At 42.2% G+C, this 23,715-nt stretch carries 19 protein-coding genes; 9 read left to right on the plus strand and 10 right to left on the minus strand.

The features are described from left to right. Positions 1–5 precede the first annotated feature (5 nt). The 5 genes from P2W71_RS15175 to P2W71_RS15195 all read right to left on the minus strand — a co-directional run bounded on the left by P2W71_RS15175 (position 6) and on the right by P2W71_RS15195 (position 4,265). Entirely contained in the window at positions 6–464 is a 459-nt protein-coding gene (locus tag P2W71_RS15175; protein WP_276372119.1) for a VOC family protein, read from the minus strand. Positions 465–512: 48 nt separating this feature from the next. Beyond that, positions 513–1,856, minus strand: coding sequence for a sorbosone dehydrogenase family protein (locus P2W71_RS15180; RefSeq protein WP_276372120.1), 1,344 nt, complete (start codon positions 1,854–1,856; stop codon positions 513–515). 11 nt (positions 1,857–1,867) lie between these two features. Continuing rightward, positions 1,868–2,938: a nucleotide-diphospho-sugar transferase gene (locus tag P2W71_RS15185; protein ID WP_276372121.1), complete on the minus strand. Its 1,071-nt coding sequence runs from the start codon at positions 2,936–2,938 to the stop codon at positions 1,868–1,870. Between the two features lie 269 nt (positions 2,939–3,207). After that, complete coding sequence (locus tag P2W71_RS15190; protein ID WP_276372123.1) at positions 3,208–3,771, minus strand: DUF4142 domain-containing protein; 564 nt, start codon at positions 3,769–3,771, stop codon at positions 3,208–3,210. A 17-nt stretch (positions 3,772–3,788) separates the two neighbouring features. Then, positions 3,789–4,265 carry a PA2169 family four-helix-bundle protein gene (locus P2W71_RS15195; RefSeq protein ID WP_276372124.1) on the minus strand — a complete coding sequence of 159 codons (477 nt, stop codon included), beginning with the start codon at positions 4,263–4,265 and terminating at the stop codon, positions 3,789–3,791. Positions 4,266–4,538: 273 nt separating this feature from the next. On the opposite strand from P2W71_RS15195, the gene P2W71_RS15200 reads away from it, so the two are divergent. Further along, entirely contained in the window at positions 4,539–7,016 is a 2,478-nt protein-coding gene (locus P2W71_RS15200; protein ID WP_276372125.1) for a zinc-dependent metalloprotease, read from the plus strand. Positions 7,017–7,094: 78 nt separating this feature from the next. Here P2W71_RS15200 and P2W71_RS15205 read toward each other — a convergent pair whose 3' ends face one another. The 3 genes from P2W71_RS15205 to P2W71_RS15215 form a co-directional block, all read right to left on the minus strand. Further along, positions 7,095–8,537: a family 16 glycoside hydrolase gene (locus tag P2W71_RS15205; protein WP_276372126.1), complete on the minus strand. Its 1,443-nt coding sequence runs from the start codon at positions 8,535–8,537 to the stop codon at positions 7,095–7,097. 72 nt (positions 8,538–8,609) lie between these two features. Further along, the gene (locus P2W71_RS15210; RefSeq protein ID WP_276372127.1) at positions 8,610–9,467 is read right to left on the minus strand and encodes an alpha/beta hydrolase; all 858 of its coding nucleotides are present in this window, start codon (positions 9,465–9,467) and stop codon (positions 8,610–8,612) included. 190 nt (positions 9,468–9,657) lie between these two features. After that, entirely contained in the window at positions 9,658–12,042 is a 2,385-nt protein-coding gene (locus tag P2W71_RS15215) for an FtsX-like permease family protein (protein ID WP_276372128.1), read from the minus strand. A 279-nt stretch (positions 12,043–12,321) separates the two neighbouring features. Here P2W71_RS15215 and P2W71_RS15220 point away from each other — a divergent pair, with 279 nt between their 5' ends. From P2W71_RS15220 to P2W71_RS15245, 6 genes are all read left to right on the plus strand, one after another. Then, positions 12,322–12,957: a hypothetical protein gene (locus P2W71_RS15220; RefSeq protein WP_276372129.1), complete on the plus strand. Its 636-nt coding sequence runs from the start codon at positions 12,322–12,324 to the stop codon at positions 12,955–12,957. Continuing rightward, complete coding sequence (locus tag P2W71_RS15225) at positions 12,954–13,256, plus strand: transcriptional regulator (RefSeq protein WP_276372130.1); 303 nt, start codon at positions 12,954–12,956, stop codon at positions 13,254–13,256. The genes P2W71_RS15220 and P2W71_RS15225 overlap by 4 nt, the downstream gene beginning before the upstream one ends. Before the next feature lie 65 nt (positions 13,257–13,321). Further along, a complete protein-coding gene (locus tag P2W71_RS15230) occupies positions 13,322–15,901 on the plus strand; it encodes an XrtN system VIT domain-containing protein (protein ID WP_276372131.1) in 2,580 nt (859 codons plus the stop codon). Beyond that, positions 15,898–17,274 (plus strand): exosortase N, encoded by a 1,377-nt coding sequence (xrtN, locus tag P2W71_RS15235; RefSeq protein ID WP_276372132.1) that lies wholly within the window; start codon positions 15,898–15,900, stop codon positions 17,272–17,274. Before P2W71_RS15230 ends, xrtN begins: the two co-directional genes overlap by 4 nt. Beyond that, positions 17,261–17,767, plus strand: coding sequence for a hypothetical protein (locus P2W71_RS15240; protein ID WP_276372133.1), 507 nt, complete (start codon positions 17,261–17,263; stop codon positions 17,765–17,767). Before xrtN ends, P2W71_RS15240 begins: the two co-directional genes overlap by 14 nt. After that, positions 17,764–18,492, plus strand: coding sequence for a hypothetical protein (locus P2W71_RS15245; protein WP_276372134.1), 729 nt, complete (start codon positions 17,764–17,766; stop codon positions 18,490–18,492). Before P2W71_RS15240 ends, P2W71_RS15245 begins: the two co-directional genes overlap by 4 nt. Here P2W71_RS15245 and P2W71_RS15250 read toward each other — a convergent pair. Then, complete coding sequence (locus P2W71_RS15250) at positions 18,461–19,906, minus strand: gluconate:H+ symporter (protein ID WP_276372464.1); 1,446 nt, start codon at positions 19,904–19,906, stop codon at positions 18,461–18,463. The genes P2W71_RS15245 and P2W71_RS15250 overlap by 32 nt on opposite strands. A gap of 5 nt (positions 19,907–19,911) precedes the next feature. After that, complete coding sequence (gene denD / locus P2W71_RS15255) at positions 19,912–20,862, minus strand: D-erythronate dehydrogenase (protein WP_276372135.1); 951 nt, start codon at positions 20,860–20,862, stop codon at positions 19,912–19,914. 216 nt (positions 20,863–21,078) lie between these two features. On the opposite strand from denD, the gene P2W71_RS15260 reads away from it, so the two are divergent. Both P2W71_RS15260 and fbaA read left to right on the plus strand, forming a co-directional pair. Beyond that, positions 21,079–22,488, plus strand: coding sequence for a four-carbon acid sugar kinase family protein (locus tag P2W71_RS15260; RefSeq protein WP_276372136.1), 1,410 nt, complete (start codon positions 21,079–21,081; stop codon positions 22,486–22,488). 81 nt (positions 22,489–22,569) lie between these two features. Beyond that, positions 22,570–23,622, plus strand: coding sequence for a class II fructose-bisphosphate aldolase (gene fbaA / locus P2W71_RS15265; protein WP_276372137.1), 1,053 nt, complete (start codon positions 22,570–22,572; stop codon positions 23,620–23,622). Positions 23,623–23,715: the final 93 nt, after the last annotated feature.

Consider the following 23,715-nt stretch of genomic DNA (forward strand, 5'->3'; position numbering starts at 1 on the left):
AGCCTTCAATTCGATATTTCATTCACTTGTCTCTGCAATTCTTCTACCTCGACGTCCTTAATATGTTTTGAAATAATCCACATATGCCCAAAAGGATCCTTGATCCGACCCGCGCGATCGCCGTAAAACTGATCCTTGACAGGAAAGATCATCGTAGCACCCTCGTCCAACGCTTTCGCTACTGTTTCATCTACATCGGGCACGTACAAATTCATAATAATTGACGTACCGCCTAAAGTTTCGGGACTTTTGTTATAGTCGGGATGCTCTTCAGCAATCATTAAAAGGCAATCGTTAATACGGACTTCTGCATGGGCAATCTTACCATTGGGCTCCGTCAGTCGATACACCTCTTTGGCGTGGAATACTTTTTCGTACCAGGCGATTGCTTGATCTGCATTTCTTATTGCCAACATGGGTGTTAGGGCGAGAAGCCCTTTAGGGACGTAATGGACAGTTTCCATAAGCGTTTTTTTTAAGGACACTAAATTAAGTGTATTTGGATTTATTCTTCAGTGATCACCTTGCACTATTTTCCAAATGATACCACTCGCATCGTCAGCAACCAACATTGCACCGTCGGGCAGTACAGCGATTCCGACAGGCCTCCCGTACACCTCACTTTTTGCAGCATCAGCAATGAAGCCTGTGAGAAAGTCTTCTGGAGGGCCCGAGGGCTTGCCATTTTTAAAGGGAACAAAAACTACCTTATATCCACTGAGCTGTGATCGATTCCAGGATCCATGCTGACCGATAAAGGCGCCGCCATGGTATTTGGCTGGAAAAGAATTTTTATTATAAAATACAAAACCTAGTGAAGCAGTGTGCGCGCCTAAAGAGACATCGGGTTTTAATGTTTGCTTTACGAGTTCTGGTTTCTGGCCCCTAAGCCGGGGATCTTCATTTGGTCCAAAATACGCGTAAGGCCATCCATAGAAACCGCCTTCCTTCACCTTTGTCAAAAAATCAGGGACTAAATCGTCGCCAAGTTCATCTCTTTCGTTTACTACGGTCCAAAGCTCGTTCGTGCCGGGGGATATGCCCATACCCACTGGGTTGCGCAAGCCGCTTGCGAAAACGCGCTCGCCAGTCCCGTCCGGATTTACTTCAAGAATATTTGCCCTTCTAATTTCATTTTCCATGCCGTGTTCGCCGATATTACTTCCGGAACCAACAGATATGTAAATTTTCGTCTGAGTTTGATTCGCGATGATGTTGCGCGTCCAATGATTGTTATAGCCACCCGCAGGCAATTCCAAGATCTTTTTTCCTTCTGACTTAATTTGAGTTTGTCCGGCCTGGTAAGGATATTGAACGAGTCCATCTGTATTGGCTACATAAAGAGAATTGCCAAGTACCAACATTCCGAACGGTTGAGTCAAACCAAATAACAATACTTGCTTCAACTCAGGTTTGCCATCATTGTCTTTGTCACGCAGTAAAGTGATTCGGTTTGCGCTTTCGCCGGTATTTTGTGATTCTGCTTTTCCCGAAATTTTCTCGGCAACTTTTTTGAGCCCTTTCGTTTCGGTATTCGCTTCGGATACCAAGATATCTCCGTTAGGGGTTACATAAATCCACCTGGGATTTTGTAAACCATCTGCAAATTTTATAACCTGGAAACCGGTCGGAGCTTGCGGCAATTTCCCAGCCGGCCATCCAACCACTTTACTATAGTTTTTTACCGATTTAGTTGCGTAGGGAGCAGGAAGCGAATCATGTGACGACTGTATCGACAGCGAGTCACGCGCCGGAACGTTGTTTTGTTTTCTGTTACAACTTTGGAAGCTTACCAGACAAATCAATAAAGCGAATAAATAATTAATCGAGTAAGCTAACATGCCACGTTTGTTCATAGCTTATTTTACTATCTATAGTTTGGTGTAGAATACTCTTCAAGGCGTTTTCGGTGTAGCGAATTATGATTGTAATCCTTTTCAAGTTCCTCTTGTGGAAGTTGCGATTGAATAAAGCGTTCCATGGATTTGTTAAATAATTTGGTTCTGATACTGGGAGGTAAAAGGGTCTTTACAGTCGTCTTTAATCTCGAAGTTAAATTCGTATAATGTTCAATGAAGGCCATTTTATCGGCTTCATGGTCTACAATGATATACTCAGGATGCGACAACGGAAAATCCAGGCGTTCCAATTTTAATTTACTGGACTTGTCAACCGGATTTGTTGTATGCGTTGCATCTTCTCCGAACCCAAGATTCGAAATAAGGTTTTTATGAGGCAGAATTGTTAACCCTGAGTTGATCCTTCGAACAAACTCCCATTGGTAATCCCACGTTATAGAAGGGAATAAGAAGGTTCGTTCAAAAACCCACTGGAAATAATCAAATTCGTATGGGGAAGCAAAATGATTTTTCAGGTACCCAAGTTTCTTGATTTTTTTGTATTCTGACATTTCGTAATCATACAGGTTCCAGGCACGTCTCCAGCTGGCCCATCCCCAAATGTTATTATGATTTGAAAAGAAGTATGAATAATCATTTGGTCGAAAATTTTCGGGGACAAGATTGCTACCGCCAATTCCCATAATTCTTTTGTCATCGCGGTAGCGTTCTAACAATTCGCTGCAAAAGGGAAAAAAATCTGGAGAAGGTAAACAATCATCTTCCAAGATTATTCCTTCCGGCTCGTGTTCAAAAAACCAGGTGATAGCTGTTGAAACACCTTTACCACAACCGAGATTTTCATCCCGAAACATTGTTTTTACCTCGCACTCCCAATCCACATCCAAGGCAATGTTCCTCGCCGAAAGACAATTTTCTAATTCACCTTTTTTAGAAGGCCGCGGTCCGTCTGCAGCAATATAAAGTTTCTTGGGTCTTGCCTCACGAATAGCGTTAAAGACTTGTTGGGTTTGAGCAGGCCTGTTAAAAATTAAAAAAAGTACAGGCGTATTCAGGTTTTGCGTTAGTACGGGAGTCATACAAGAAATTTTGGTTAGTTCATTTGAACATGCCCGGAACGTTCCACACTGTAGCATTAATTCTACAATATAAAGGTTGACCACTCATAGTATGCATCCTCCATGTCGCTTCTAACCGGAGGCCTACACCTTTTTGCAGTACCTTAAGTCACCGCAGTTCAACGTCAGGCATGTAGGTGAAAAATAATGCCAAGAATTAGCGCTGATATTTAAAAATTCCTGCAATCGATTTTGGGCGAATGCAAAAATCGTCGGGAATGCAGTAACAATTATTTAATATTTTCACGAAAGTTACGAAGCTCCTGAAGCTGCATTTCAAGAGTCTTGGTTGCACTTCTCAAAACTTCCGACAGTTGCGCATCCTCAAATTTTTTAGACATTTTGTTGAAATCGCGAAGTGTTTTTTCATGCTTCGAAATGATCTCATCGCTCCATTTTTCATCAAACTGCCTGCCTTCTACTTCACTTAATTCGTTAACCTTTTCTTTCGCATCGTCACCTTCCTCAATGGGAAGTGTTATTCCTTTTTTTCTTGCCAAGTCCTGAAACCTGGACAAACTTTCCGTCTGATCCGCTGCCATTCGCTGTGCAAAATCCTGAAGTTTCTTATTCGAGGATTTTGCACTAGCAAGTTCAGCTAATTTTATTTCTCCCAATTTTTGTTGTACTGCATCGGCGATAAATTCCGCTTCCTTTTCTCCCTTTTTTGTTTCAAACGTTTCTTTATTCTTCTCGTCAGCGAGGGCTTTGCTGCTACTCGGAGACGACTGCTCGCAGCTTATGAGCGTAGAAACAAAAAGACAGAAAAGAAAAAATTGGCCTGCGGGTTTCATTTCGGTACAAGTTTGAATTATGCTTCCGCATATTGGTCACGGAAATGACGAACCAAATCGTGTGATCCCTTCAACAAACTTTTTTGACGGGCAATTAAGTCATAAGCATCCGAAGAAAGCGGGCCATCGTTTTCAAGTGCTTTCGCGTAGGCTTTTTGCGCCGCATCTTCTCCAAATTCGCAAGCTGATAACATCGATTTCGTATCGTTACCGGAAAAGGTTGCTTTCACATCCATCCAGGCATGATAGATTTTTCCGGGAACCGTAGTGTCTCCGGCAGGGTCGCCACCCAGCGTAGCTACGTATTCCGAAAGTTCACGGATATAATCATAACTTTCCTCCCGCATACGCGAATAAAGTGTTTTTAATTCTACATCCGTGGTTTCTGTATTTTCGATCGCTTTTTCATATCCTTTAATGCGGTCATGATTTATCTTAATGAGGTCATTGATGATTTCAATAGATTCCTCATTCCTTTTATTAAGGTCTTTCATTTTTTTGTTTGTTTGATTCTTAAACGATTAGAGGAAAATCATGCCACAAGTAAAATACCTTGGTATCAGCAAACGTTATGAATCAAAACTTATGGTTCTGTAGAGAAAAGTCCATGATTGTGAAACTTGCACCAATAGTCCCTGAATGCCGATAGCGCGCCGCCATTGGAAGAAGAATATGTTAGACCAGGGATTTTAAGGGCGCTTGTGGAACTACTTTATTAAAAATTGGTTATTTTTCTGATTAACCATTTATCAGAATATACACAGCGAATGCGATATATCGGATTAATTTTTTTAGCATCTATTTTTAGTTATACCACCGTAGCTCAAACCCAAACTAGACCTGCAGCAGCACTCCCCGTTCCGCTGGATACTACCAAAAAGGAAACACCCTCGTCGGTTCCTGCAGGAAATACACAGCTATCGGCACCGCGCAACTACAACAACCTCATACGTTCAAATGCAATTACAAGAAAGGGGTTATTCATCGTCCACCAAGTTGATGACAATTATTATTTTGAGGTACCCGACAGCCTTTTAGGTCGAGACATACTCGTCGTTTGCAGAATCGCGCAAGGCGCTGCGGGTATTCGTCCTGAATATACTGGATATGCAGGCGATCAAGTCGGCAATACCGTTGTACGTTTTGAAAAAGGCCCCGGCTCAAAATTGTTTTTGCGCAGAATTACTTTTGAAGAAAATGCGGGTGATAGTACCGATGCCATGTACAGTGCGGTTACCCGTTCTAATCTTCAGCCGCTCGTATCAGCATTCGGTATTGGCGCATATAGCCCCAACGGAAGGGGTAGTGTTATTGAGATCACTGACTATATCAATGGTGATAACGATATTTTCTTTTTCAGCTCTGCCTCGAAAAAGACGATGCGTGTGGGAGGCTTGCTCTACAACATGAGTTATATCAAAGATATAAGTTCGTTTCCGTTGAATGTGGAAATAAGGACCATCAAAACGTATAGGAATACCGTCACAGACAACACATTTACGCTGGAATTAAACACTTCACTGGTATTGTTACCGAAAAGGCCAATGAAGAAAAGGTTTGCGGATCGTCGCATTGGTTATTTTACAGAACGGTATACCGATTATGATGCTAATCCTCAAGGCGTAAAGGTTGTAAGTTATATCAAGCGATGGCGGTTAGAACCTAAACCCGGCGACATGCCCAAGTATATGCGTGGCGAATTGGTGGAGCCTCAGAAACCCATCGTATATTATATTGATCCAGCCACGCCTAAAAAATGGGTTCCTTATTTAATCCAGGGTGTAAACGATTGGCAGGCTGCTTTTGAAAAGGCCGGCTTTAAAAATGCTATTGTAGCAAAAGAAGCCCCCACAGAACAAGAAAATCCAAATTGGAGTCTGGAAGATTCGAGACACTCGGCAATTGTTTACAAACCGTCGTCGTTTGCGAATGCCGCAGGGCCGATAATTACAGATCCGCGGAGTGGAGAAATACTTGAAAGTCATATTAACTGGTATCACAACCTGATGTCTATACTCAGAGAGTGGTATATGATTCAATGTGGACCTCTTGACCCTAGGGCTCAAAAAATGCAGTTTGATGATAAATTGATGGGACAACTTATCCGTTCCGTCGCATCACACGAAGTAGGGCATTCCTTAGGGCTCACGCACAACTATGCCGCAAGTTCGTCGGTGCCGGTCGAAAAACTCCGTGACCGGGTATGGCTTGAAGCCAACGGTCACACGCCCTCCATCATGGACTATGCACGGTTTAATTATGTCGCGCAGCCCCAGGATAGCGTGGGAGAGCGGGGACTCATCAGCAGGATTGGCATTTATGACCATTGGGCCATCGAATGGGGTTACAGATTGTTTCCGGAAGCAAAAAGTGCAGAGGCGGAAATTCCAGTTATGAATAACTGGGTGGTAGAAAAGTTACAAAATGAGAAATTAAGGTTTGGTTCCGAATTTACCGCCGATGACCCACGCACGCAAACTGAAGATATTGGAGATAATGCCATGAAGGCAGGGGAGTATGGCATAAGAAATCTTCAACGGGTGATTCCAAATTTAATTAAATGGACACATCAGGAACATGAAAATTACCGAAGCTTGTCTCAGATGTATAATGCTGCGATTAATCAATTCGATTATTATCTAGGGCATGCGTTGGCATACGTGGGAGGCATGTATGAAACTGTTAAATCGTCTGATCAGCCAGGGCGAGTATATGATGTTGTACCGGTAGAATTGCAATGGGAATCTATGGACTTCCTGACGCGGCATATCTTTACAACGCCGACGTGGCTGCTGGATACGGCGATTCTCACCCGGACCGGGAAATCTCCAACACAAATCGTTAACCGCTCACAAAACATGGTGCTAACTAGCCTGCTGAGTACCAACAATTTATCGAAGATGTCGGATGCCCAACTTGTTTATGGTAAGAAGGCATACCCGTTAATCAATTTTATAGATGATCTCGACAATGCGATGTGGGCGGAATTAAAAACCTATGACACTATTAGTATGTATCGCCGAAATTTGCAACAGCTTTATGTTGATAAATTAATTGATCTCGTACAGCCTGCGAAACCAGATAAAACATTGCGGGATGTTCCGCCTATCATTGTAAACAAATTAACAGAGATTCAGGCACGAATAAAACGAGCGCTTCCGCGGACCAAAGGGGCGATGACGGTTTACCATTTAAAATTTATTGAAAACCGGATCAACACGGCGCTTAAAGCTTTTACTAATTAGCAGTAAGATCTTTTATTCTTTTGGGCTCCATCTGATGGATGAGACGTCAGAATCAAAAGAAATGTGCTAAGCTTTGTTTTAGTTTGGATTACCTGGAATATAGATGTCCTTATATTCTAATTTGCATTGATCAATCACATCATAAAAATAATCCGGTTCGGAAATTTTGTTTTCTTTGAATAAGCCACCCGTTGTGAAAAGACAGCCTTTGTCTTTTGCAAGTTTTAAGAAGGTAATACTGGGTATTCTTTTTGGGTTGTAAACTTCAATTGCGACGTTGTTACGTTTTGCCGCATCAATTACACTGGCCATTCTCTCTGGGGTCCATAATTGGTCATACTCGGAGGACAAAGATTCGGGCAGGAGGGTGGCTGTCGCCCATATGTTTATCTCACCTTTGTCTAACCCAGTCGTTATAGCTTTTACGTAATCTTCCATGAAGGCTTGTTTATCACCGATGTTTTCATTCTTCAAAACATCCACTTCCTGACCTTTCGCATTTTTGAACCTCGTAATATCGCCTATGAAATAATCAAACTGCTCTATCGTTTTTTTCTGAACACCCCCGAGTGGTTGTAGGTTGTTCTTGAAAATACCCAGAAACAATGGAAGTTTGCCGTATTTGTTAACGTGCGCGCTGAGTGTAGCATCTTCTTTACCTTTCTCTAATTTGTCTATGTCAACGACAAGCCCTAGGTTGATTCCCGTTCTGTAAAAGGCTTGCATAGCAGAATCAATATTAAAAGATTCCCCGGTGTGAATGTGATAATCAATAAATGCTAAGTGGTTTGCCTGATAATCTAATATTCGCGGTGCAACATCATCGTCTAAAATAGCGGTTGATGGAGCAGGTGTATCACCTAGATCTTTGACTTTTATATTTTTAAAATATACAGTGCTTCCGGGATCGTGCCCCTGCAAAGCAAACGTTCCACTTGATAAAACTTTTTTCGTTTGTGCGCGAGCTGGATGGGTGGGTTCTGTATAATCCACAACGAGTTGATCGTTGATTTTTATTTGAACGTGCTTACCTTCTACACGAATGTTAAAGTTATACCATACGCTGTCCTTCGTGTATGCTTTGTATAAGTTGCGTATCCCATAAAGACTTCCTCCTTTTTTAACTTCTTTATATCCGTCACCGCCGCGGTGCGAGCTGTTGACCTGAACTTCGTATCCCTGATCAAGCCAACCTTCTTTTTGATGTGCCGTATGGAAATACACGCCAGAGTTCGCCAGGTGATGTGTCATCACATCCAGGTTAAGTTCAAAGTTTTTGAAATTGGCAGGTTCTTTTTTGTCGCCCACATAGAAGAGATGCGAACGTTCCCCATTAGCGACGATCATACCATCGACCACTTTAAATGAACCGGGGTTTTCATTTGCTTCCCAGTTAGAAAGATCTTTACCATTAAATAATGTTACCCATTCATTGCTTTTCTTTTCTTTTACCTGATTGCAACTGATGAGTGAAAAAATCGAAAGAAGGATAAAAAGGAAATTACTTTTTGTGGTCATCATATAGTCGCTTCTCTTTGGTTGGTTAGGTAAAATCAATATTAGTTAAACAATTAGTTATGATTGTACGAGAGGTCAATTCTTCAGTACATCGGCCAGGAATGTTTCGACAATGCGCTGATATTGAGGATCAAAATATGGCTTCTCAGTATGCCCCGCTCCATGAACAACTTCCAGTTGGACTTTAAGGCCGTTCGCTTTGTAAACGCCGACTAGTTCATGTGACTGATTTATAGGAACCTGAATATCCTGATCACCGTGAAATATTAGCAGCGGTGGATCACTGGCTTCAACCTGCATCACGGGGCTGGCTTTCTTGGCCATATCGGTAGCATTGTCGACGGTATGTCCTAAAAGCAACGCTATGGCTGGACCACGAACGCCGACACCATGCGGTGTAGATTGTTTCATGATAGATGTGAAATTACTTGGACCATAATAGTCAACGATAGCCTGGATCGATGAACTTGTTTGCGTATACAGACCTAAGGTTCCTTCTAAAGCGGGATCGTTGTTAGTTACACCGACAAGCGTCGCAAGATGGCCTCCGGCAGATGAGCCTGCAATGATGATTTTATCAGCATGGTAACCATGCTTTGTAGCATTCGCGCGTAAATAGCGGACAGCTGCTTTAATGTCGTGAATTTGTGCTGGAAACTTTGCCTCGATACTGAGCCGGTAATCTACACTCGCTATTGCATAACCCGACGATAAAAAAATGACGGGAGGGGATTCTTTTGACCCTGAATGCCAGGCACCGCCGTGGATCCATACAATCAAGTATGGATTAGGATTGGAGGGCATGTAAAGATCAAGCAGCAACTTGCGACTGCCGGTTTCGGCGTAAATTATGTCTTTAATATTTTTTACGGTTTGCGCTTCAGAAGAAAATGCAATGCAAAAAAATGACAACAGGTATACCAGCCGGGGCATTACTTTTAGAAGGTTAAAGGTTAGGTACGCTTAATTTATTGCCAACTTCTCTTGTAAGTGGTGCGAAGGTATAAAAATAGCGTGATGGGAGGGAAGTAATTCCATGAAAGGCAAACGGTCGAGCTTGGCCCAAGCTACGTTGAATGCATACGGCTCCTTGGCCCCTGCAGATTATAGCTTGGGCTATTGCTCACTCATTTCTAAGCGTATCTACAGGGTTCGCTTTTGCAGCCTTGAAAATCGTGGTACTGGTTGTAAATATTCCTACGCCAAAGATGAAAAGTGTGCAGACTACGACCGAAACAATTCCTACAGGAATGTGAAAGGCGTAGATCTCTTTCAGCAGGGCATTGGTTAGATAGTACCCGCCGACTGAACCTGCTAATCCTGCTACAGCCAGAATAATTACAAACTCTTTGTTCAGTAGTCCCACGACATTTTGTATAGAGGCTCCCAATGCTTTGCGGATTCCAATTTCTTTTGTTCTCTTGGCAATGTTAAGGGAAGCCAGCGCGAAAATACCGGAGGCAGAAAGAAGACCGCCTAACACAGTTATGAAAAGAAATATCCGTTCAAGATTTGCATTGGTCTCCCTGCTGTTTTTCAGCACCAGATCCTCCTGGAAGTTACTTTCAAAATATCTTGCAGGGAATAATTCTTTCCAGGTGGCTTCCAGATACTTTTGAACTTCTCCCAGGTTTGCATGTTCTGTTCGTACTTGCATCAACACATATTGATTTTTTCCCGCCGGGTAGAAGATAAAAGGCTCGGGGTCTTTTGATCGGTATAAATTATCCACGTGGTTTTCTATGACACCAAGGATTCTGCGTTTGTTATCATGCAATGTCACAATCTTGTCAAGTGGATCTTTTAAACCTGTTTTTTGAACAAATGCTTTATTGACAATCACACCTTCAGTTTGGTCAGAGGAGTTATCAAGATTGAATGTACGGCCCTCCGAAATTCGAAGTCCCATCGTCTCAAAATAATTCTTGCCAACACCCATGGCCTGTACGTTGTATTTGCCTGTGTCGATGGTAACCGGTGTTTCATAATTGTTGCTGCCGACATTTCCATCACTTACACCAACACTTAAAATTTTCGGATTAGTCAGAATCGCTTTTTCCATGAGTTCAAAATCGCGTTCACCTTGTAATCCCACAGTAATGACCATATCCTTGTCGTATCCGAATTCTATCGTGTCCTGAAACCGGGTGTTTTGGATAAATACGACACCACCTATTAACACAATAACAGATAAAGCAAATTGTAAACCTACCAACGTCCTGGTTAACATGTTTGTACCCTTTATCCTTACAGATCCTTTCAATAACAGCGTCGGCTTGAATTTACTGCTTAGGAGCGCGGGGTATAAGCCTGCAATTAAGGCAGCGGCAAAAACAAGCACGATTAACGCCGTAAATAAATTAAGACCGTTCATGTCCTCCAATCCATAAGGGAACTGCCACATATCGGCAAAGGCAGGAACGATTATCTGCGCTAACAGTAAACCGACAACGAGTGACAGCGAAATGGTTATTAGTGTCTCAAATAAAAATTGTGAAATAATTTGGCTACGTGCGGCGCCGATTGCCTTTCTAACGCCTACTTCCTTTAGCCGTTTTGCAGTCATGGCAATGGATGTGTTGGTAAGATTGAAGCAAGCGATCAACAAAATAATTAACGCCATTGATGTAAAAATAACGAGTGGCTCAGGACTTATTCTATATGAAACCCAGCTACTTCTAATATCACCTTGGTCGTCGGAAGTCTTAAAGGGTTCAAGAACATACGAATCAACGACCATATCGGTTCGTTTCTCATTCCGGGTGGGGATATATTTGCTAAACTGGTTACCGATTTGCGCCGCATTTTGAGGAGATGCTAGTTCCATGAATGTACTCGGGTTGCGCCAATCGCCCCAGTCGTCTTCTTTCAGTTTGTGTATGTCAATGAATTTTTCAATTCGGACTAATCCTTGAAAATTAAAAGTATTGTTGATGGGAAACTTTTTCACAACACCGCCAACCAGCAATTCAATTACAGATTCATTTACAGATGAAAGCACCATTAGCTTTCCAACTGGATCTTCATCTCCGAAATATTTTTTTGCCAATTCTTCACTTAGGAAAATGCTATTCTTATCCTTGAAAAATTTATGGCTGCCGGATTTCAACGGGTAATCAAATAAATCAAAAAACGTACTGTCGGCAAAGGCAAGTCCTTCGTTGAAAATCTTTTCGTCGCCATAACGCAAGGTGCCGCCGCCGTAAAGAAATCGGGTGTAACGTTCTATACCTGCTATCTCACCTGCGGCGATGGGCGGAAGGACAAGTGGTGCCTGGCAGTCCTTGTTAACCTTTCCGTCTTTATCGCTTGACATGGTTTGTACGCGAAAAATCCGTGCAACTTTCTGATCGTCGTGGAAATTATCAAACTCAATGTTATAGGCTAACAACAAGTAAGCTGCCATGCAACATGCGAGCGAGACACCAAGTCCAAGGGCATTAATAACAACGAAACTTTTGTTTTTTAGAAAGCTTCTGAATGCGACACGAAGGTAATTTCTAAGCATGGATTTGTAGGGGTTGGGGTAAAAAGGAATACTGCTAGCTAATCTTTCTCCAAAATATCACATACCTGAAAATCAACACTTTAAAAGACATTCCCAAGCAGACAATGTTCATTATAATAACATCCAGTGAACGGAAATGTACAGTGCGCGATGAGGCACATTTATCATTAATGGAATAACCGTTAGATGCGTCGTACCAAAAGGAAGTTGCAGGCAAACCTAAAAATTTTTGGATTTTACAGTTATTTAACTTTACTTTGAACAACAAAGTACTTTTAGATGAAGCAAGATAAAACATCACCACTTGAGACCCTCACTGAAATTCGCCAGTTAATGGAGCGGTCTTCCAGATTTATTTCTTTAAGTGGTTTATCCGGGGTATTTGCCGGGCTTTATGCATTGGCAGGCGCTTATGCCGCATATCGGTATCTTGGGTTAGAAGGATTGGGCTATTACTCTGGACAACGGGTTGTCAGTTCATTTAGGGGCGCAGACACACTAGGGTTTTTAATGGCAGATGCGGCGATTGTTCTTGTCTTAGCGATCGGCACTGGAATTTTTCTTACAACAAGAAAAGCTAAACAAGATGGAAATTCTATCTTCGACGCGACAGCGAAAAAGTTAATTATCAATCTTGCTATTCCATTGATTGCCGGGGGAATCTTTTGCATAGCGCTTAATTTTCACGGGGCTTTTATATTTGTTGCTCCGGCAATGTTGATATTTTACGGACTTGCATTGGTGCACGCCAGTAAGTATACTCGTAACGATATAAGAACACTAGGTTTCGCGGAAGTGTTGTTGGGATTGATTGCATCATTCGTCGTAGGATACGGATTGCTTTTTTGGGTGCTGGGCTTTGGTGTGCTGCATATTGTTTATGGTACTTACATGTATTTTAAATACGAGAAGTGAAGAAAATATTAGTTGATTTTAACAAGGCATTTGAAAGTAGGGTCCGATTAGGTATCATGTCCATCTTAATGGTAAATGATGAGGCTGACTTTAACACACTTAAAGATTTGCTGAATCTTTCCGATGGTAATTTGGCGAGCCATATTAAAGCATTAGAAGAATTGAAATACGTCACCGTCAATAAACAGTTCATCGGACGCAAACCCAATACAAATTATAGCGCCTCCAAAGAAGGGAAGAAGGCATTCAACGCGCATCTTAAATCATTAGAAAATTTAATAAAAAGTCAAACCCATTAAAAAATTTGTCGTTCAACTTTGAACTACAAAGTACTTTTAGAATAGAAAACATATTCATCTATACCATGAACACGATCACAGAACCACTTCCTTCGATTAATCCCGGTGTCGCAAATACCGAACATGAAAGAACAAGCCAAAACATCAGATTGGGCTATGTACTTTTAACCGTTTCTTTTTTTCTTTTTGTTCTATTTGAACATTTGGATTTAAACAGGCGAGATGATTCGCTCACTGTTTTTGTGCTGCATTATGTTGTCGCTGTAGTGTATGCGATTGTGTTAGCGAGGAATGACGCTTACGGAATCAGAAAAAGTTGGAGAAAGGAAAACATCAACAGAACAGTAATCTTATTAAGCCTCTTTTTAATAAGCGCATTTGCTTTGAATCGCAGTCTACCGGTGTTTGCAGAATCTACAACCTGGCTGAGTGCCTATCTCATCATTACAAGTCTATTTCTTTTAAGCTTTCAATATTTTGACAGATTGAACGTATGGATTAACCGACTGCAACTTCTCGTGGCAGGAAGTGCCGTTGTTCTCCATTTTTACCTGGCCGCATATGTTGCTAACATTTATGGTATCGGGATTATAGGAATACTTTTCTTCGGGATTGGTACACATATTTTTGTCCCGCTCACCATGGCAGCGGTGTGTGCATTCTTAATTCGTTATGCAACAGATCAGCAGAGAACATCTATTTATTGGGCAAGTGCCGGTGCTATGTTAACGCTTGCATTCGTATTGGTATTCATGGGGGAATGGAACAGCCGAATTTCCAAAATTGAAGCCATGAACAATCAATCCGTATTGCGGCAAAACTACGGTTTGCCTACTTGGGTGGCGGTTACACAGCATTTGGAAAAAGATTGGATTTCTGAAAAAATATTAAAATCGGACCTTGTTTATACAACACACAACAAAGATTTTCAATGGGACTTTTTTCCTGCCAACAGATTCTGGGGCGAACCGAGGAAACATGATCCGTTGGTATTTATTTCCAGCTTAATATCAAGATGTCCGATATCCTATGATGATCGGGTAAAGATTCTCCAATCGATTTTTGCCGACAGGCATCAGAGCAATGAGCGCCTTTGGTCTGGCGATAACCTCACCACGTCCTACATCGTGTCTGATGTCGATATCTATCCAGCCCTGCGGTTGGCTTATGTTGAAAAGTATCTAAGCGTTAGAAATAATATTTCCGATAACAGTTGGAGAGAACAGACCCAGGAAGCGATCTACACTTTTCAACTGCCGGAAGGTTCGGTGGTGACCGCGCTTTCTTTGTGGATCAATGGTAAAGAAGAAAAAGGCATACTTACTTCAAAACAAAAAGCAACAACCGCATACAAAACCATCGTAGGGGTAGAGCAACGAGACCCATCTGTTATCCATTGGCAGGAGGGCAATACCGTAACAGTCCGTGTCTTCCCATGTACGCCAGAGGAAGAAAGAAAATTTAAAATAGGTATTACGTGTCCCCTGGTTGACGACGGTGACGACATCATCTTTAAGAACATCACCTTCCGGGGACCATTTGCACATCATGCAAATGAAACGGTTCGCATTCGGTTAATTGGAGAATCTCAAGACGTTGTATTACCTCATTACTTTAAAAAAGATGCTAAGGGTGATTACATCACTGAGCAGCGTTACAATCCTGATTTCCAGTTTGCCTTCAAAAAGGTGCCTCTGCCTTCCAATCAATTCACTTTCGACGGATACACATACGCTTTGCGTCCGCATCGACCATCCCTTCAACCGGCAAACATTAGTCAAATTTTTTTAGACATCAACAATAGTTGGACACGTAAAGAAGTAAAGGCTGCAGAAAGTCTTCTCGATACCCATAAAATATATGCCACGGTCGATGATGGGTTTGTTCAATTGACAGATGAAAACTGGGACGACTTAACAGGTGTAATGCGGCAGTATAATTTTTCGATATTCCCTTTTCATCGAATACATAATTTAGAAAATAGTTTAATCGTAACGAAGGGAAAAGGACTATCGCCTCACTTAAGTGATTTTAAAGATAGTCAGTTTGCCGAGGACGTTGGACGTTATTTTGAAAGCGGGAAGCAAGTTAAGGTATACAATCTTGAGGGAGGCACATCTACCTATGTCAGTTCTCTCCGTGAGTTAAGAGGCTTGCAATATGCGCAAGGCAAATTTGATCAGCTCAACGATTGGCTTATTCAAAAGAAATATCCGCGCCCCGAAGAATCTGATGGAAACATCATCCTACATGATTCGAAACTTGAAATCACAAAAAACAAAATCAACCGGGAAAGCAAAATAAAGAATAATGCACCTGATCACCTTGCGAGACTCTTTGCCTACAACAACATCATGCGGAAAGTTGGTGCGCATTATTTCAACGATGATTTCATTTCCCAGGAATTAGTGGATGAAGCTGCTTCCGCTTATGTGGTTTCGCCCGTGTCAAGCCTCATTGTACTTGAAACGCAAAAAGATTATGATCGATTTGGGATAGAGGAGTCGGTGAACAGTTTGCATAACGCGACCAAAGAATCTACAGGAGCCGTACCCGAACCTCATGAATGGGCTCTGATAATTTTATTCCTTGGTTTTATATGCTACCTGAAAGTTCGTCGCTATAAACTTTGCACCGCTCTATGAATCCACTTTTGAAATTTGGCATGCAGCAACTGATAGCAAAGGGTTATTTACTTTTGATTGTATTGTTGATAATCGTAGCCGTCGGCGGTGCGTTTGCATTCACCGGTACATTCCTCACTGGCACCAATGTCCTGTTAGGATTTTGCCTGCTTCCTTTCACGATATTTTTCCAGGAGAAGCAGCGCATCAACTATACCTACATGGGACTGATGATTTTGTTTGCCATACTCGCTTTTGTGTACAGCGTTCGTATGTTTTACTTCTTCATGTTAGCGTTTTATTTGTTGCTTTTACTGGAAAGGTTTGTTGGGAAAGTGAATCCACTCATCTTATTTCTGCTCGCTTTCATGTCTCCGTTTTTCCACCAGGTGTCCGTCATTTTGGGTTTCCCCATACGATTACAACTCAGTCAGTGGGCGGGAAGTATGCTCGCCATTGCAGGGTGTAATGTTCAGGTTGAAGGAAACACCATGTTGATGAATGGAAGTGTTTTTGAAGTGGATGAAGCTTGCATGGGTTTAAGTATGCTTGCCACTTCATTATTGATGGGCGTCGCAGCGATAGCGCATCAGTATCGTATATCGGGACTGCGATTGAATTTAATTCATCTCATTTCGTTCTTCAGTTTCGTAGCTATACTGAATGTGATTTCAAATATATTTAGAATTATGTTGCTCGTGATATTTCGCGTTCCTCCAGAAGACCCGATGCACGAACTTGTAGGAATCGCATGCTTACTGCTTTATGTAATGGTACCCATTTATTTTATCAGCGTCTGGGTGATTACAAAGTTTGGAAAATCATTTCAGGCACTAGAGCAAAGAAGGCCAGTTGCTAAATTCGCAAAAGCACTTTGGACAACAACCGCTATTATCGTTATGATGATTGGCATCCGCCTCGATCTTCAAAGAAAATTACCACCGACAATTTCTCATGCCTCAGTAAAACTTCCGGGTGCTCAAGTTGTAAAGATGGATGCCGGAATAACCAAATTGTCCAACCAGAAAATTTTAGTATATGTAAAACCCATACCAGAGTTTTTTACCAGTGAGCACACGCCTTTGTTATGCTGGCAAGGGAGTGGATATAAATTTCAACGTGTTACTAAAACCAAGGTCGCCGGGAATGAAATTTATACCGGACAACTCGTGAAAGACCAGGATAAATTGTTTACCGCATGGTGGTATTCAAACGGGAAGATCGTAACAATTGATCAGTGGAATTGGAGACTCAGGATGTTCAAAGGCGAAGAAAAATTCTCCGTTATTAATGTAACGGCCAAAGACCCACGGACACTTATGACTAACATAGAAATGATTTTTGAAAAGCACTGGTTAATGAAAAAAAATGCGGATAGCGATGTTGCACTATAGAGACACTCGTGAATTGCAAAATCAAATTAGTAACAGGATTGTTCTTTTTATTGCGGGGCTGGTCTTTAGCGGGGTAACAGCTTTTCCAATTGAAGGGGAGCTACGCATTGCGCATCAATGGATCACTCGTAATGAATGGGATAATGTGTTTACTAAATGGATCGCTTGTGTTTATCAGGGCGTACATGAGACTAATAGCGCATACCCATTTATCTCTTATGGGAGTGATTGGTTAGGATTTGCCCACATTATAATCGCCATAGCATTTCTGGGTCCGTTAAAAGATCCGGTTAAAAACCGATGGATAATAGAATTCGGATTAATTGCTTGCCTTGCAATTTTTCCATTTGCTTTGATTGCAGGTGCAGTTCGGGGAATTCCGATCTTTTGGCGCTTTATCGATTGCATGTTCGGCATTGTTGGAGGTTGGATTCTTTGGAGTTGTTACATAAGGATAAAGCTATTAGAAAGTATAAAATCATTAAATGCATGAAGCCAATATTGAGAACCGTAGTTGCCGTCAGTGTTTTCAGCATCGCCATGGCGGCTTTGGAAAGTGCTGTTGTCGTATACTTGAGAGCACTTTATTATCCGGAAGAATTCACTGTACAGTTTAAAATTATTGATCAGCATATTCTCCTGATTGAGATCGTTCGGGAAATTGCAACACTGGCGATGCTGGCCTCAATCGGTTTTATAGCTGGTAATAACTTTAGAGAACGTATGGCGTATTTTCTAATAAGTTTTGCCGTGTGGGATGTCTTCTACTATGGATGGCTAAAAGTTTTTATCGATTGGCCTGCTTCATTTTTGGATTGGGATATTTTATTTTTGATTCCGATAACCTGGATTGGTCCCGTTGCTGCGCCGATTATATGTTCACTGACGATGATCGTGCTAGCGGTGTTTCTTCTTCTTTACAAGTCAGTTATGACAAGAGCTACTTGGACGTGCTTGGTCTTAGGTACGTTGCTGATTCTGTTTACATTTACAAGGGATTATGCCCAATTGATCGCCTTAAATGATTTTGTAAAAGATTATCCTAACCTGATGCAAAATCCGGACTTCGTTGCTAAAGCGGCGATGTTAACACCAAAACCTTATGCATGGAATATCTTTTGGGCCGGTGAATTCATGTTTTTGTTGGCAATCATAAACGTCAAATTGAATAAATACCACGGTATGATTACACGCGAGATGATTTCCACATCACAATAAAGACAACAATGAGTATACCTAGTGGAAGCAACGGGTCCAAAATAGTGCCGTGCGCACCCCAAAATAAATTTAACAATGCAATGCTAGTTCCACCTATTGCCCAGGCTATAGTTGTGGACACCGACCACACCGCCATTTGTTGTTTTACATCTATGATTCCCATCATTCGGTTGACTACCCAAAAAAGACTGTCATTAAAATAACTAAAGAAAAAGGCACCCGTTACGGTGGCTTGGGCCGCGAACAACATGTTTACATCAGGTATTTGAGAAAGAATTGGCGCACAGATAGAAGCGGTGGTCACACACGCGACGGTTCCAGATCCTTGAATTAGCCTGATTAGCGTTGCAACGACAAAAGGGATCATAATGGGTGACAGCGGCAAACTTGTAACGCGCTCGGCTAACGCTGCACCAGCCGTACTATCGCGTACTACTGCACCCAAAGCTCCGCCAGCTCCTGTCACCATTAAAATAATTCCGGCAGATTGAAGACCTTCTTCAAGCCGTGCGGAAGTTGACTGACGATCCATGTAGGGAATAAGCAAGTACACCGCCAGCAACGTGCTAATCGAAAGCGCAATGATGGGTGTTCCAATAAAATTGAAAGATGAGGTAATGAACGAATCTCCGCCGCTGTTCGGGAAGATTCCAATAATCGCCTTAATGAAAATGAGAGCAATCGGAACAACAATAGGGAGAAGGGACAACGTAAGATTCGGAAGTGGGCGATCTGCCTTCGCAGTTAGATAAGTATCATGCATTACCTGAAGCGCTTTGTCGGATACATCATGCGCTGTAACAATGGGATATCTTTTTTCAAGCCATTGCGCATAAAGCACAATACCGATCACACACGGAATGGCAAGCGCCATTCCCAAAAGCATCATCGCACCAATGTCAACACCAAAAATTCCCGCTGCACCGAGGGGACCCGGTGTAGGCGGTACCATGGTGTGTGTAACGACCAGGCCACCCGCCAACGCTACACCCAGAGCGATCACGGATCGATTCCCTTTTTTTGCTAACGCCTTTGTTACAGGATAAAGGATGACAAATGCCGAATCAACAAAAATGGAAATACTAACAATATAGCCTGTTAAAGCAAGCGCCCATTCTTCCCGTCGTTTCCCCAGCCATTTGATAAAAGAAAAAGCGATTTGTTCAGCCGCGCCCGAGACCTCCAGAATGCGGCCCATCATAACACCCAGTCCAATGACTATTCCTATACTTCCTAATGTAGAACCGAACCCCTTTATAATTACATCAATTGTTTTTTCAGAAGACATTCCTCCGCTCATACTCGCTATGCAAGCCGCGAGTATCATTGCGATCAGCGGAGGGACTTTGGTTCGAAGGACAAGGAGAATAAGTACTGCGACCGCGACCACCAGGCCAATGATTGGCAGAAACATGGGGCTCACGCGCTTTGTTTATTTTCGGCCATGTGTTGATGTATAAAATTATCGAAGCTACTGTCGACCCGAAACCCCAATTCCAATGCCCGTTTAGTATCAAGGGCACCCGGCCAGCTGGATACGATTTTGTTGACGCCTTCATCAGCTTTGAATTGTACTCTGGCGATCGTGGCTTCATCTGTAACGCGTTTTAAACTATCGAGCATTTGCTTCACGGTAACCGTTATTCCCGGAAGGTTTACGGTTCGCCAGCTCAAAGATTCTGTTTTGAGTGTGGCAGCATGAATCAAATTCTGAATAACAGTCTCAGGACTGGAGAGGAAAAGAGGAAGGTCGGGCGAGACGGGGCAAATGGCAGCTTCACCCTTTATCGGCTCACGGATGATGCTGCTAACAAAGGAGGACGCGGCTAAGTTAGGTCTCCCTGGTCTAACACAAATGGTAGGCAGTCTCAATACGACACCATCGACAAATCCCTTTCGAGAATAATCATTAACCAGGAGTTCTCCCATTGCCTTTTGCGTACCATAGGAACTCCGTGGTGTAACGGCAGTTGCGTCGTTTACGATCGCAGGCAACTCGCCGCCGTAGACTGCCAGGGAACTTGAAAAAACAAAACGAATATGTGGATTGGTATAACGACAGGCTTCCAGTAGGTACCGCGTTATATCAAGATTTACTTTCCAGCCAATATCGAAATCTTTTTCTGCATGACTGCTCACGATTGCTGCGAGATGAAATATGATACTAGTTTGTGCAGTTATCAGCGTTTTAGCAGCCGCTTGCTCAGAAAGATCTAATTGCTTGCAGTGAATCCGGGAATCCATACCTGGATTGGTTGGCATGACGATGTCAACCAGTGTTAATTCATCAAAAGATATGGTGCTATTTAAAAGCGCTTTGGCGAGACGCTGGCCGAGAAAACCTCCGCCACCGGTAATGATGATTTGCATAGCGTAACGTTATCCGTTATTAGTTAAAGTTAATGTACGCCTCAGTGTGGTACGACACAGAACGTTTCTGCTAGTTAGATAATTTATTAAAATTTCAAACTACTTTTCGGATCGCTGGTAATTTTGAGTGACTCAAAACCGATTGGCCAAAATTTATTAGCCATTAACTTAGCCGCTGTAAATTTGTAGTTTTAAACCAAACGATTACCCATAAGAATGTACAAAAAAGCACAAGATGTACTGACTCGCCTACCCGTCGAATATCAGGCCGACTTGCTCCCAGCCATACGAAAAGAATTTCTGCAGAGCGAAAAAACTGTCGTCGTGTTTGACGATGATCCCACTGGCACACAAACGTGTCACGACGTAATCGTTCTTACAGCATGGACGGTGCCCTTGTTGCTGGCTGAATTGAAAAAAAAACCATCTATATTGTTTATTCTTACGAACTCCAGAAGCCTTAGCACGGAAAAAGCGGTTGATCGCACGCTGGAAATTGGGCGAAACCTGAATGAAGCCGTAGAACAAAGTGGTCGACAAGTAATCGTCATCAGTCGCAGCGACTCCACGTTGCGTGGACATTTTCCGGATGAAGTTGATGCGATAGCCAAGGCGTTAAAAACCCAGCATGCCGTATGGCTTTTGATTCCTGCATTTATAGAAGGTGCCCGTTATACAATCGATGATGTGCATTATATTTTGGAACATGGCGAGCTGGTGCCCGTTGCTGATACACCCTTTGCTAAAGACAGTGTATTCGGTTATATCCACTCCAATCTTAAAGAATGGATCCAGGAAAAAAGTAATGGAAAAATTGGATTAGGAGATATCATGTCAATTTCGATTGAAGACATTCGACGAGGCGGTCCGGAATTGGTTGCCAAAAAATTACTGGACTGTAAACCTGGTAAAATTGTAATTGTTAACGCCGCTGCTTACAAAGATCTTGAGGTTCTTGCCATGGCGATACTTATTGCGGAAAGATCTGGCCAACAATTCTTGTATCGAAGCTCGGCTACATTCGTGTCCATTCGCGCAGGTATTGCGCCGGGAAAGATTTTTTTACCAACGAAGGAAGACATCAGTTCTAAACATGGATCATTACTTATTGTTGGTTCTTATGTACCTAAGACAACCGGTCAGCTCAACTTCCTGCTCGGTCAGAAGAAACATGAAACGATTCAAATTGATGTTGACGAGCTTTTGACAAAAGGAAACTCCACACAGCATTTACGCCGTATGATCGAGCAAACTGATCAATGGCTTTCAAATGGAAGGGACGTTGTGATTTACACCAGCAGAGAATTAAAGGTTGGAACGGATACTGAAAGCAGTCTGAAGATACATAGTGTCGTTTCGACATTTGTCGTAGCGATCGTTGAGGGAATTAAAATACGGCCTTCCTTCATCATCGCGAAAGGGGGTATCACATCCAGCGATGTCGCTTCCAAGGGACTATCGTCTAAATCAGCGTTAATACTTGGACAAGCGATTGCCGGTGTGCCGGTCTGGAAACTGGACCTGGAGAGCAAATTTCCAGAAATGATCTATATAGTCTTTCCCGGAAACGTTGGCGATGAGGCAGCGCTCTGGAATGTTTGGAATAAATTCAAATCTCCTGCATAAAATTGCGTCATATTGCCTAACATTGCACTTCTTTTTTTAAGGCTATATAAAAAACAAAATAATCATTTACCAATAAGTCCTATGTCACTTGTTTTAAATTACTCCGAGGCTAAAAAAGTATTTGAAAAAGCAAAAGCAGAGCAATTCGCACTGCCTGCAGTAAATGTTACTACGTCAAATACAATCAATGCTAGCCTCGAAGCTGGTAAAAGTGTAAACTCTCCAATAATCATCCAGTTTTCAAATAGTGGTGCTGCTTTCTTTGTAGGAAAATCAGTTTCGAACAATGAGCAAGCCGCATCTATCGCTGGAGCTGTATCTGGTGCAAAATACGTGCATGAAGCAAGTGACTTATACGGCATTCCGGTTCTGATCAACACGGACCATGCTGCAAAAAAACTTTTGCCGTGGGTGGACGGGATGCTTAAAAAAGGAGAGGAGTTCTATAAGCAATATGGCAAGCCATTGTTTACGTCTCACATGTTAGATTTATCAGAAGAGCCTCTAAAAGAAAATATTGAAATCAGCAAAAGGTATCTTGAAAAACTAACGAAGCTGGACATGTATCTCGAAATCGAGTTAGGCGTAACTGGTGGTGAAGAAGATGGTGTTGACAATACAGGTGTTGAAAGTTCAAAGTTATACACGCAACCAGAGGAAGTGGCGTACGCTTATGAAGAGTTGATGAAAGTAAGTGACAATTTTGTAATTGCGGCTTCTTTCGGAAATGTTCATGGTGTTTATAAACCAGGTAACGTTAAGCTTGAGCCAGCCATTCTGAAAAATTCTCAGGACTACATTCAAAAGAAATTTAAAACGAAAAGCAATCCGGTTAACTTTGTATTTCATGGCGGGTCAGGTTCTGAGCCATCTGCTATTCGTGAAGCCATCAGCTATGGCGTTGTAAAAATGAATATTGACACTGACCTTCAATGGGCATACTGGGACGGTATCCGTGCCTATTACAAGAAAAATGAAGGTTTTCTCCAGGGACAACTTGGCAATCCAACCGGCGATGATGCTCCCAACAAAAAGTACTATGATCCTCGGGTTTGGTTGCGTGAAGGTGAAGTCTCTATCAAGAATCGCCTGGCCCAGGCATTTCAGGAGTTGAATGCTTTGAACCGGAATTAATTTTCGAAATTCCATTAACATAATTGAAGTGTGAAAGAATGAAAGACAACATGTTCTTTTATTCTTTCAGCCTCGTAAAAACAATCGCTTCAT

This window comes from Chryseolinea sp. H1M3-3 (assembly GCF_029360725.1).
Taxonomy (GTDB): Bacteria; Bacteroidota; Bacteroidia; order Cytophagales; family Cyclobacteriaceae; genus Chryseolinea.